This window comes from Nocardiopsis sp. NPDC055824 (genome assembly GCF_053616335.1).
Map to the genome: position 1 here is coordinate 1 of NZ_JBSHDN010000198.1, position 11,746 is coordinate 11,746.

The following is an 11,746-nucleotide window of genomic DNA, read 5'->3' on the forward strand; positions in this document are numbered from 1 at the left end:
CCGTTCCACCGCGGGCCGGGGCGGTCAGACCCCGAACCCGGTCAGCTTCCAGATCCACGCGCCGATCACACCGCCCACGAGCGGGCCGACGACCGGGATCCAGGAGTAGCCCCAGTCCGATCCGCCCTTGCCCGGGATCGGCAGCAGCGCGTGCGCCAGGCGCGGACCCAGGTCGCGGGCGGGGTTGATGGCGTAGCCCGTCGGCCCGCCCAGGGACAGGCCGATCGCGAGCACGAGCAGGCCGATCATCAGCGGCGCGATGCCGTTGGTGAACAGGCCGCCCAGGTCCACGTCCCCCTCGGAGACGAAGCCCGAGTTCGCGCCGATCCCGAGCACGCCCAGGAGCAGCATCGCGGTGCCGATGATCTCGGTGACGAGGTTGGCGACCGGGTTGCGCACGCCGGGGGAGGTGCTGAACACGCCCAGCTTGGCCTCCGGGTCGTCGGTCACCTTCCAGTGCGCGAAGTAGGCCAGGTAGACCAGGACGGCGCCGGTGAACGCGCCGCCCAGCTGGGCCAGCATGTAGCCGGGCACCTGGGCCCAGGCGAACTCGCCGATGCTGGCCAGGCCGAGGGTCACCGCGGGGTTGATGTGCGCGCCGCTCGTGGAACCGACGACGTAGACGGCCATCGCGACCGCCATGCCCCAGCCGAACGTGACCACGATCCAGCCCCCGTTGAGGGCCTTCGATCGGGCGAGGGAGACTCCGGCGACGACACCGCCGCCGAGCAGGATGAGGATCGCCGTTCCGACGAACTCTGCCAGGTACACCATGGAGGACCTCCGCCCCGGTGAGGGGCAGCCGGGTCACGGGAGGTCAGGTGTGCTCGCGGGGCGCGACCGCACGCCGGACGCGGGCATAATCAGACACACCCGTCACAGGATGGAGATGGGACGGGGGCGCGGTCGCGCCCCCTGTACCGCCTCCCAGGGGAGCAGGTGGCAGCCGTGGCGCCCCTGGGCGGCGGTCGTTCGGACGGGGCCCTGCCCCGGCCTACGCTTCCTCGTGCTCGACCCAGTCCAGGGTGCGTCGCACGGCCTTGTTCCAGTTGTGGTATTCGCGATCGCGGACGGCGGGCTCCATCTCCGGGTTCCACTCGGCCGCCTTGTGCCAGTTGGCGCGCAGAGTCTCCACGTCGGGCCAGTAGCCCACCGCCAGCCCCGCGGCGTAGGCGGCGCCGAGACAGGTGGTCTCGGCGACCATCGGCCGTACGACCTCGGCGTCCAGGACGTCGGACAGGATCTGCATGAGCAGGTTGTCGGCGGTCATGCCGCCGTCCACCTTGAGCGTCGTCAGGTCGATCCGCGAGTCGGCGTTCATCGCGTCGACGACCTCGCGGGTCTGCCACGCGGTGGCCTCCAGGACGGCGCGCGCGATGTGGCCCTTGGTGACGTACCCGGTCAGGCCCGCCATCACGCCCCGGGCGTCGCTGCGCCAGTGCGGGGCGAACAGGCCGGAGAACGCCGGCACGATGTAGCAGCCGCCGTTGTCGTCCACGGTGCGGGCCAGCGTCTCGATCTCCGGAGCGGTCGAGATCAGGCCGAGGTTGTCGCGCAGCCACTGCACCAGCGACCCCGTGACCGCGATCGAGCCCTCCAGGGCGTACACGGCCGGTTCGTCGCCGAGCTTGTAGCCGAGCGTGGTGAGCAGGCCGTTCTGTGAGGTCACCGGCTCGGTGCCGGTGTTCATGACCAGGAACGTGCCGGTGCCGTAGGTGCCCTTGACGTCGCCCGGGTCGAAGCAGGTCTGGCCGAACAGGGCGGCGTGCTGGTCGCCGAGAGCGGACGCGACGGGGGTGCCCTCCAGGTAGCCGCGGGCCTCGCCGTAGACCTCCGAGGACGAGCGGATCTCCGGCAGCACGGCCGCCGGGATGCCCAGTGCGTCGAGGATCTCGGGGTCCCACTCCAGGGTGGCCAGGTTCATGAGCATGGTGCGGCTCGCGTTGGTCACGTCGGTGACGTGGCGGCCGGTCAGGTTCCAGATGATCCAGGTGTCCATGGTGCCGAACAGGACCTCGCCCCGTTCGGCCCGTTCGCGGAGCCCGTCCACGTTGTCGAGCAGCCAGCGCAGCTTGGGGCCGGAGAAGTAGGTGGCCAGCGGAAGGCCGGACCTCTCGCGGAACCGGTCCTGGCCGCCGTCCGCGGCCAGTGCGCGGATCAGGTCGTCGGTGCGGGTGTCCTGCCAGACGATGGCGTTGTGGACGGGCTTGCCGGTCTCCCGGTCCCACACCACGGTGGTCTCGCGCTGGTTGGTGATGCCGACGGCGGCGACCTGGTCGGGCGTGATGTCGCTCTTCTCCAGGGCCTCCTGGACGACCACCTCGACGTTGGTCCAGATCTCCTCGGCGTCGTGCTCGACCCACCCCGGTTGGGGGAAGATCTGCCTGTGCTCGCGTTGGTCGACGGAGACGATGCGTCCGTCCCGGTCGAAGAGGATGCAGCGGCTCGACGTGGTGCCCTGGTCGATCGCGGCGACGTACTGCTGACTCATCGGTTGCTCGCCTTCAAGGTGGAGGGCTCGGGATGGGGGCCGGACACACACGCACACGGGTTATCCCCGCACGTTGTACGACATTGACGCATGGGTAGGCGTTAGTTTCATCCGTTCTTCCTTCCCATGTCAAGGCCGTGTGACGCAATCGTGTCGCGTGGGTCACGCAGCCTGCCGGGCAACGGTGCCAGGGAAGGGGCGGCTCACGGAAGCCACCGCGCGGAACCGGCGCGGGGCGGCCGGGCCGGGGCGCGGCGGGACGCGCTCAGTACGGGGTGACGCCCAGGTCCCGCGAGATGGCCCTCGCGGCGTCGCGCACGTACGAGACCTGCTCCATGTCGGGCCGGCCCTCCTCGCCGCGCAGGCGCTCGACGGCGCCGCGGACGCCTATGGCGCCGACCGTGGTGCCGCGCCGGTCGCGGATGGGCGCGGCGATCGACACCTCTCCGTCGACGAGTTCCTCGACCTCCCAGGCCCAGCCGTTCTCGCGGACCTCGTCCAGCAGCCGCTCCAGGACGGCGGGGGAGGTCACGGTGTGCCGGGTGAACGACGGCAGGGTCACCGCCCCGCCCGCCTCGACGGCGTCCGCGTCCTCCTCGGGCACGGCCAGGGGGTCGAAGGCCATCAGCACCCGGCCGATGGCGGTGGCGTGCAGGGGGAGCAGGGTGCCCACGTCGAGCGTCTGGCGCGAGGCGTCCGGGCGGAACACGTGGTGCACCACCAGCACCTGGTGCTTGTGCAGGGTGCCGATGCGCACGCTCTCACCGCTGCGGGAGGCCAGGCTGTCGGCCCAGTTCAGGGCCCGGGTGCGCAGCTCGTTGCCGTCCAGGTAGCGGGTGCCCAGGCTGAGCATGCCCCCGCCCAGGCGGTAGCGGCCGGACTCGGGGTCCTGCTCGACGAACCCCACGTGCTGGAGGGTGCGCAGGATCCCGAGGGCGGTGCCCTTGGGCAGCTCCAGTGACCGGGAGATCTCCGCCAGGCTCAGCCCCCGGGCGCCGGTGGCCAGGATCCGGAGGATGGCCGCCGCGCGTTCGATCGACTGGATTCTTCCCGGCATTGAGGTGCTACCACTCTCTAGTACGACAATGTCATACGCGAAATGCTACTACGCGATGTGATGCCCGGCAGGGGAACGGTCGTCCGGCGGCATGCGGGATCGGGCCAGTGTAGCCGCCCGTCCCGCCCCGACCTGGGCCGAGGGTGAGGTCACAGCTCCTCGACGGCCTCGGCGATCCTCCGGGCCGCGTCCTCGACGTCGCGGTCGGTGATCTCCAGGTGCACCACGAGGCGGATCGACGCGCCGCTGCCCAGCCCCGTGACACCGTGGCGCGAGAAGGCCTCGGCGTACCGGCGGGCCTCCCCGGCCGGGGTCCGCACCAGCACCATGTTGGTCTGCGCCAGGGCGGGCAGCCCGGACAGCTCGGTGATCCGCGCGGCCAGGACGGCGGCCCGCTCGTGGTCCTCGGCCATCCGCTCCCTGTGGTGGCGCAGCGCGTACAGAGCCCCGGCGGCGATGACGCCCGCCTGGCGCATCCCCGCGCCGAGCAGCTTGCGCCCGCGCCGGGCGCGCGCCACCGTGTCGGCGTCGCCGGCCAGGGCCGATCCCACCGGGGCGCCCAGCCCCTTGGAGAAGCACACGGAGACGGTGTCGAACCCGTCGGCGACCGCGGAGGGGGCCGTGCCGAGAAAGGCGGCCGCGTTCCACAGCCGGGCGCCGTCCAGGTGGGCGCGCAGCCCGTGCCGGTGCGCGAACCCCGTCACCCGTGCCTGCTCGGCGAGCGGGACCACCCGCCCGGTGAACGTGTTCTCCAGCCACACCAGGGCGGGCTCGGCCCGGTGGACGTCGCCGCGGCCGGCGATCCACGACTCCAGCAGTTCGTCGGTGGGGAAGATCCCGTCGGAGTACAGCCGGGGGAGGGCGCGGGCCAGCACCGCGGTGGCGCCCTGCTCGTCGCCGATGAGGTGGTGGTGCTCGTGTGCCCAGACCTCGTCGCCGCTGCGGGTGGACACGTACAGGCCCAGCTGGTTGGCCATGTGCCCCGAGGGCACGTACAGCGCGGCCTCCTTGCCGAGCAGGTCCGCGGTCTCCTCCTCCAGGGCTCGGACGGTCGGGTCCTCCCCCCACACGTCGTCGCCGACCTCCGCCTCGGCGATGGCCCGGCGCATGGCGGGGGTGGGGCGGGTGAGGGTGTCGGAGCGCAGGTCGATCATGGCGGCTTCCTTCGGCTGGGTGCGGCGCCCCCGGTCCGCGGGGACGGAGGCGTGCCCCGGGCGCGCGGCACCCGGGGCACGGACGGCGGGCCGGCCCGGCGGGGCGCGCCGGACGGGCCGTGGAAGGGACGATACTGCCCCGCCCTCACCCCTCCCCGAGCCGGTCCAGGGCCCGGGAGAGCCGGTGCAGGGACTCCAGGGCGCGCTCGGCGCCGTCCTCCCCCAGTTCGGCGACCAGGGCGTCGGCGACCCTGCCGTGGTCCGGGTCGATCCGCCGCAGGGCCTCCAGGCCCTCCTCGGTGGGCGCGAGCAGCTTGGCCCGGCTGTGCGCCGGGTTGGGGCGGTACTCGGCCAGCCTCCTCTCCACCAGCAGGTCGGCGATGCGCTGGACGCTCTGCCGGGTGGTGCCGAACCTGCGGGCCACCGCCGACACCGGCAGGGGCTCGTCGGTCACGGCGCCGAGCACCTGCCAGCGGGCCGCGGTCAGACCGGCCGAGCGGGCCAGTTCCTCCGCCACCGAGAGGAGCTGCCCGTTGAGGCGGAAGACGGTGAGCGCCGTGCCGGTGAACAGCTCGGAGTGTCTGTCGGCGGTCGACGCCATGCTCAGGACCCCTCCAGCAGGACGTGGTAGGCGTCGGGGTCGTGCCGGGCGTGCAGCCTGTACCAGGCGTCGAGGACGCGGGGCGTGAAGAGGTGGAGGGCGGCGAAGATCGCGCGGGCGAACTCGAGGGGCGCGGTGGGACCGGCCGTGATGAGGCCGCCGTCGGAGACGGTGAGCTCGGAGCGGTAGCGGCCGGTGCCCGCGTATCCGGTGCCGAGAAGGTACTCGGGCGCGGCGCTGGTGTGGTCGCGGTAGTCGAGCAGGCCCTCGCGGGCGAGCCCTGCGGTGGCGCCGCAGATGGCGGCGACCGGCACCCCGGCGTCGAGGAAGATCCCCGCGGCGGACGCGAAGGGCGCGAGCGCCTCCGGGTCGGCGTCCCAGCCCGAGGCGCCGGGCAGGATCAGCATGGAGCTGGCGGAGGGCACCAGCTGGGGCAGCGCGAGGTCGGGGAGGACCGTGATCCCGCCCATGGTCGTGACGGGCGCGCCGCTGAGGCCGACGGTGACCACGTCGTAGCGGCCCGGGTCGTGCTGCCATTCGCCACCGCGGATGGTGGCCACCGCGTGGCCGATCTCCCAGTCGGCGAGGTCGTCGTAGACGGCGAGGTGAACGGTCTTCCTGTTCTCTGCACTCATGACAACATGCTGTCATTTCGACAGGATGCTGTCAATGGAATCGGACGCCTGGCCGGGGTGGGGTCCCGGGGTGGGGCGCCGCCGTCCCCGTCTGTGCGGCCACCGTTTTCGGGCGGCCCGCAATGCGGGCATGTCACCGGACCTTCGGGGAGGTTCGTCCCGGTGGGGATGGGGAATGGCGGTTTGTCCGGGCGAATCGGGGGCGTCCCGGCCAGGAACTCCTACCCGGGCGGGGGGAGTTTGGCAAGGGTTCGCCGTGCGGCGGGGCTTCCGGGAGGGGGTGTGCTCCCACCCGGGCGGGCGGGGAGGGTCCGCGGGCGGGGTGACGTGTGTCTCGCGGGAGTAACAGAACCGCACGGGTGGTTCACAGAAGCTCACAAATGGTATTACCATTGCCGAGACCTGTTTCAAGCGCAGGTCAAGGCCGTTTCATGCTGCGGTCGTGTGCCACCCCATCAGTCCACTGGAAGGCTCCGTCGTGGAGAACTTCGAGCCCGTCTACGGGACGGGTCCGCTCCTCGGGATCGCGGCGGGCGCCATCGCGCTCCTGCTGTTCCTCATCATCCGCTTCAGGATGCACGCGTTCATCGCGCTCGTCCTGGTCAGCGTCCTGACCGCCCTCGCCGCCGGCATCCCGGTCTCCGGGGTCATGCCGACCCTCCTGGACGGCTTCGGTGGCACGCTCGCCAACGTCGCCCTCCTGGTCGGCCTCGGCGTCATGATCGGGCGCCTGCTGGAGATCACCGGCGGCGCCGCGGTGCTGGCGGGGGCGCTCATCAGGCTCTTCGGGGAGAAGCGCGCCCCGCTCGCCCTCGGTGTGTCCTCGCTGCTGTTCGGCTTCCCGCTGTTCTTCGACGTCGGCCTCATCGTCATGCTGCCGATCGTCTTCAGCGTGGCCCGGCGCGTCGGCGGGTCGGTCCTGACCTACACCCTGCCCACCGCGGGCGCCTTCGCGGTCATGCACGCCTTCGTGCCCCCGCACCCCGGCCCGGTGACCGCCGCCGTGGAGGTCGGCGCGGACATGGGCCTGACCCTGCTGGTCGGCCTCCTCCTGGCGATCCCGACCTGGTACCTCTCCAGCTACCTGTACGGGCTCTGGGCGGGCAAGCGCTTCGAGATCCCGGTCCCCGACGACGTCATGTCCGACGGCACCGTCAAGCACGACGACCCGCCGCACCTGGCCACGGTCCTGGGCATCCTCCTGCTGCCGATGGTGCTGATCTTCGCCAACACCGGCGTCTCCGCCTTCGCCGCCACCGGTACCGTTGCCGCGGACGCCCTGTGGGTACAAGCCTTCCAGCTGATCGGCCAGACCCCGATCGCCCTGCTCATCACCGTGCTCGTCGCCATGACGGTGCTCCGCCGGGGCCGCTTCACCCGTCAGAGGGTCGAGGAGATCGTCGGAGGGGCGCTCGGCCCCGTCTGCGCCATCATCCTCATCACCGGCGCCGGCGGCATGTTCGGCATGGTGCTGCGCACCAGCGGCATCGGCGACGCGCTGGCCGGCTCGCTGGAGGCCACGGGCCTGCCGGTGATCGTCGCCGCCTTCGTCATCGCCCTCGCCCTCCGCGTCGCGCAGGGGTCGGCGACCGTCGCCATCACCACCGCCGCGGGGCTCATCGCCCCGGCCGTGCAGGCGGCGCCGGGGCTGACCTCCATCGACCTGGCGCTGATCGTCATCGCGATCGCCTCGGGCGCCACGGCCCTGTCGCACGTCAACGACTCCGGCTTCTGGCTGGTCGGGCGCTTCCTCGGCATGGACGTCAAGACCACGCTCAAGACCTGGACCGTCATGGAGACCCTCATCGGCTTCATCGGGTTCGGTCTCGCCTTCGGGCTCAGCCTGGTGCTGTGACGCGCGGGCGGGCGGGCTCCGGCCCGCCCGCCCCTCAGGGGGCCGGGTACGCCTTCGGGTCGTGCTCCAGGGCGTCCGAGACCTCGGTGACGATGGACCGCATCGCGGCCTCGGCCACGTCGGGGAGGCCGTCCCGGATGGCCTGGGCGACGGTCTTGTGCAGCCGCAGCGCCTCCGGGCGCGGGTTGCGCGGCATCAGGTCGTAGGAGGTCCGGCCGACGAGGACCTCGGCCACCACCTGCGCCAGCCCGACGAGCATCTCGTTCTCGGAGAGCTCCAGGATGCGGCGGTGGAAGGTGATGTCGAGCTCGAGGAAGGTCGCGAGGTCCCCGGCCCGACCGGTGAGGACCATCTGGTCGGCCACCACCACCAGCTGGGCCCGCTCCTCCTCGCCGCCCCGCGCGGCGGCGAGCGCGGCGGCCCCGGGCTCGACGGCGGCGCGCAGCTCGTTGAGCGAGCGCAGCTGCTCCATACGTCCCGGACCGGCCAGGCGCCAGCGGATCAGCTGGGGGTCGAAGACGCTCCAGTCGCGCCGGGGCCGCACCCGGATCCCGGTGCGCGGGCGGCTGACCACGAGGCGCATCGACTCCAGGACGCGTACGGCCTCGCGCGCCACGGTCCGGGAGACCCCGAAGTCCTGCTCGAGCCCCTGGAGCGTGAACGTGTGGCCGGTCGCGTACTCGTCCGCGGCGATCGCGGGCCCGAGGACCGCCAGCACCCGGTTGTGCAGCGTGCGGTGGTCGGTGCCCATCGTGCTCCCTGTGCTCCGCGCTCGTCCGGTCCGGCCACAACCGGCCGGGTTCCAGCCTGAAGCCTAGCCGGATTGATTGATATCACTATTAGTGGTGGCGCTTGCGTCCCCGCAGGAGCACCAGGACACGGAGAGACCATGCACTTTGTCTTCATGGGCGTCGCCGGAAGCGGCAAGACCACCGTCGCCGAGTACGTGGCGAAGCGCCTCGGTCTGCCGTTCGCCGAGGCGGACGCCTTCCACCCCAGGGCCAACATCGAGAAGATGGCGGCCGGCGTCCCCCTGACGGACGACGACCGGTGGCCCTGGCTGCGCGACCTGGCGGCGTGGATCTCGGCGCACGACGCCCTCGGGGAGTCGACGGTGATGGCGTGTTCGGCGCTCAGGCGCGAGTACCGCGACGTCCTGCGCGAAGGGGCGCCCGGGGTGTGCTTCCTGCACATGCAGGGGCCCGCCGAGGTGATCCTGGAGCGGATGGCGGCCAGGGCCGACCACTTCATGCCGCCCGCCCTGCTGGAGTCGCAGCTGGCCACCCTGGAGAGGCTGGGCCCGGACGAGCCCGGCCGCGAGTTCGACGTGCGGAGCGACGTCGACACCCTCACGGAGCAGGCGCTGGAGTACGTCGGCGAGTGCATGCGGGCGGCGGACGCCTGACGGGCGGGAGGACCCGCCCGCGGGGCCGGGGGAGCGGGGCCGGGGCGCACGGGCCCCCGCCCCGCTCCGGGGCCTCCTACTCCTCGTCCTCGGCGTCCGCGAGGGAGTGCAGGCGCGCCAGGTGCTCGCTGTCGTCCTCCCCGTGGCGGGTCAGGTAGATCTCGCGCGCCTCGTCGGCGATGTCGGAGGTCTCGTCCTCGAAACCGTAGTCGGCGAGGTCGTCGAGCAGGTCGAGCACCCGGTGCAGGGCGTCGTCGTCGGAGTCCTCGGCGGCCTCATCCGGGCGGTGGTCGGCGACCGCGGAGAGGACGGCCGCGCGGGCGTCGTCCACGGCGCTCTCGGAGCCGGCGGCCCCGGTCAGCCGGATCCTGGTGATGGGGTCCTCGTCGGCGATCAGCATGAGCTGCTCGGCGAGCCAGGCGGTCTCCTGGCCTTCGAGGAACGCGGTCAGGGCCGCGTCGTCAAGGGGTGTGGTCATCCGGAGATCATAGGGCTGCCGAGGGGGCGTCCGAGTATCGGGGACCAACGTCCCGATGCGGACTTCGTGTCGCATACGTTAATTCATCCGATGATCGGTTAATGCGTTCCGCAATTCCACGGGAGCCCCGGGGAAAGCGGGACGGGTGTCGTCACGGCGGCCTCCCGTGGTAATGGGTGTCCGTTGGACAGCGCGCACGCCAAAACGCGCCTATGGATCACGGCACAGATCTGAAACGGTTGTATTAATACCCAGCCGTCTACCTTCCCTGCCGGTCTCCCCCCGGTCTAGGGTCCACTCAATCGATCTCGGGCCTCATACCCCCGCCCCACATTGAGGTGGACCATGTTCACGAAGTCTTCCCGAAAGCCGCTGGCCCTCGTGGCCACCGCGGCGGCGCTCACGCTGGTGGCGACAGCGTGCGCGGAGAGCACGCGCGAGGGCGGCGGCACAGACGAATCCGCCCCGTTCGTCTTCGCCTCCGCAGGCGACATCAGGACCCTCGACCCCTTCCTCACCAGTGACGGGGAAACCTTCCGTTACAGCCGCCAGGTCTTCGAAACCCTTCTCGACCACGAATCAGGTGGGAGCGAGATCGTCGGCGGACTCGCCGAGACCTGGGAACAGTCGGAAGACGGAACCGTCTGGACCTTCAACCTCCGCGACAACGTGCAGTTCCACGACGGCGACGAATTGACCGCCGAGGCGGTGTGCGCCAACTTCGACCGGTGGCACAATCTGACCGGCGCCTGGCAGAGTTCCAACAACTCGTACTACTGGCAGACGGTCTTCGGCGGTTTCGCGGAGAACGAGAGCGAGGACACCCCCGAGTCCCGCTACGTCTCCTGTGAGGCCGAGGACGACCTGACCGCGGTCATCACGATCTCGGAGTACTCCTCGATCTTCCCCGGCGGGTTCAGCCTCGCCGCGTTCGGCATCATGAGCCCCACCACGCTGGAGGCCATCGCCGACGAGGAGATCACCGGGGAGGAGGGCAACTACTCGCTGCCCGACTACACCCAGAACGTGGGCACCGTCGCCGGCACCGGCCCGTTCACCGTGGAGGAGTGGAACCGCGACCAGGCCGAGGTCACCCTCTCCCGCTTCGGCGACTACTGGGGCACGGAGGCCGGCTTCGAGACCATGATCCTGCGGGCCATCCCGGACGAGACCGCCCGCCGCCAGGCGCTGGAGGCCGGGGACATCCACGGCTACGACCTCGTCGCCCCCGCCGACGTGGAGCCCCTGGAGGAGGCCGGATTCCAGGTGCCCACCCGGGACGTGTTCAACGTCCTCTACCTGGCCTACCAGCAGGAGACCAACGAGGCCCTCGCCGACCTGGAGGTCCGGCAGGCGCTCTCGCACGCGGTCAACCGCCAGCGCATCGTCGACACCATCCTCCCCGAGGGCGGCGAGGTGGCGACCCAGTTCCACCCCGACACCCTCGACGGCTGGTCCCCCGACGTCCAGACCTACGACTACGACCCGGACCTGGCCAGGGAGATGCTCGCCGACGCGGGGCAGGAGGACCTGGAGGTCGACTTCTGCTACCCCACGGAGGTCACCCGCCCCTACATGCCCGCGCCGCGCGACATCTTCGACGTCATCGTCTCGGACCTGGAGGAGGTCGGCGTCACGGTCGAGGCCAAGTCCTTCGAGTGGACCGAGTACGTCCCGCAGACCGACAGCGGGAACTGCTCGATGTACCTGCTCGGCTGGACCGGCGACTACAACGACGCCTACAACTTCATCGGCACCTGGTTCTCGACCCAGAACGACGCCTGGGGCATGGACGAGCCCGAGCTGTTCGACGCCATGGCCGAGGCCAGCAGCAACCCGGACAACGAGGAGCGCGTCGCCGCCTACCAGGACCTGAACGAGCAGATCATGGAGATCCTGCCCGGTCTGCCCCTCTCCAGCTCCCCGCCGTCCATCGCCTTCGCCGAGAACGTCAACCCTCCCCAGGTCAGCCCGCTGACCCAGGAGAAGTTCTTCGAGGCCTCCTGGCAGTAGCCCGCCCCGCCCCCTGACAGGGGGAGGGGACCGGGGCCCGACCGGCCCTCACCGGCC

General features: G+C 71.4%; 11 protein-coding genes. 3 read left to right on the forward strand and 8 right to left on the reverse strand.

Going from position 1 to position 11,746, the window contains the following annotated elements:
* Positions 1 to 24: 24 nt before the first annotated feature.
* The 6 genes from ACWGL3_RS26830 to ACWGL3_RS26855 form a co-directional block, all read right to left on the reverse strand.
* Positions 25 to 774: an MIP/aquaporin family protein gene (locus ACWGL3_RS26830; protein ID WP_267948391.1), complete on the reverse strand. Its 750-nt coding sequence runs from the start codon at positions 772 to 774 to the stop codon at positions 25 to 27.
* Between the two features lie 220 nt (positions 775 to 994).
* On the reverse strand, positions 995 to 2,491 hold the full coding sequence (gene glpK / locus ACWGL3_RS26835) for a glycerol kinase GlpK (protein WP_267948392.1): 1,497 nt from the start codon (positions 2,489 to 2,491) through the stop codon (positions 995 to 997).
* Positions 2,492 to 2,756: 265 nt separating this feature from the next.
* Positions 2,757 to 3,548: an IclR family transcriptional regulator gene (locus ACWGL3_RS26840; RefSeq protein ID WP_267948393.1), complete on the reverse strand. Its 792-nt coding sequence runs from the start codon at positions 3,546 to 3,548 to the stop codon at positions 2,757 to 2,759.
* A gap of 149 nt (positions 3,549 to 3,697) precedes the next feature.
* Positions 3,698 to 4,702: a threonine aldolase family protein gene (locus tag ACWGL3_RS26845; protein ID WP_267948394.1), complete on the reverse strand. Its 1,005-nt coding sequence runs from the start codon at positions 4,700 to 4,702 to the stop codon at positions 3,698 to 3,700.
* A 145-nt stretch (positions 4,703 to 4,847) separates the two neighbouring features.
* Positions 4,848 to 5,303 carry a MarR family winged helix-turn-helix transcriptional regulator gene (locus tag ACWGL3_RS26850; protein WP_267948395.1) on the reverse strand — a complete coding sequence of 152 codons (456 nt, stop codon included), beginning with the start codon at positions 5,301 to 5,303 and terminating at the stop codon, positions 4,848 to 4,850.
* A gap of 2 nt (positions 5,304 to 5,305) precedes the next feature.
* The gene (locus ACWGL3_RS26855; protein WP_267948396.1) at positions 5,306 to 5,938 is read right to left on the reverse strand and encodes a DJ-1/PfpI family protein; all 633 of its coding nucleotides are present in this window, start codon (positions 5,936 to 5,938) and stop codon (positions 5,306 to 5,308) included.
* Positions 5,939 to 6,416: 478 nt separating this feature from the next.
* On the opposite strand from ACWGL3_RS26855, the gene ACWGL3_RS26860 reads away from it, so the two are divergent.
* Complete coding sequence (locus tag ACWGL3_RS26860) at positions 6,417 to 7,793, forward strand: GntP family permease (RefSeq protein WP_267948397.1); 1,377 nt, start codon at positions 6,417 to 6,419, stop codon at positions 7,791 to 7,793.
* A gap of 34 nt (positions 7,794 to 7,827) precedes the next feature.
* Here ACWGL3_RS26860 and ACWGL3_RS26865 read toward each other — a convergent pair whose 3' ends face one another.
* Entirely contained in the window at positions 7,828 to 8,544 is a 717-nt protein-coding gene (locus tag ACWGL3_RS26865) for a FadR/GntR family transcriptional regulator (RefSeq protein ID WP_267948398.1), read from the reverse strand.
* 138 nt (positions 8,545 to 8,682) lie between these two features.
* Here ACWGL3_RS26865 and ACWGL3_RS26870 point away from each other — a divergent pair, with 138 nt between their 5' ends.
* A complete protein-coding gene (locus ACWGL3_RS26870) occupies positions 8,683 to 9,198 on the forward strand; it encodes a gluconokinase (RefSeq protein WP_267948399.1) in 516 nt (171 codons plus the stop codon).
* Between the two features lie 76 nt (positions 9,199 to 9,274).
* Here the strand turns inward: ACWGL3_RS26870 and ACWGL3_RS26875 are convergent, their stop codons facing one another.
* Positions 9,275 to 9,676 (reverse strand): hypothetical protein, encoded by a 402-nt coding sequence (locus ACWGL3_RS26875; protein ID WP_267948400.1) that lies wholly within the window; start codon positions 9,674 to 9,676, stop codon positions 9,275 to 9,277.
* 345 nt (positions 9,677 to 10,021) lie between these two features.
* Here ACWGL3_RS26875 and ACWGL3_RS26880 point away from each other — a divergent pair, with 345 nt between their 5' ends.
* Entirely contained in the window at positions 10,022 to 11,689 is a 1,668-nt protein-coding gene (locus tag ACWGL3_RS26880; RefSeq protein ID WP_267948401.1) for an ABC transporter substrate-binding protein, read from the forward strand.
* Positions 11,690 to 11,746: the final 57 nt, after the last annotated feature.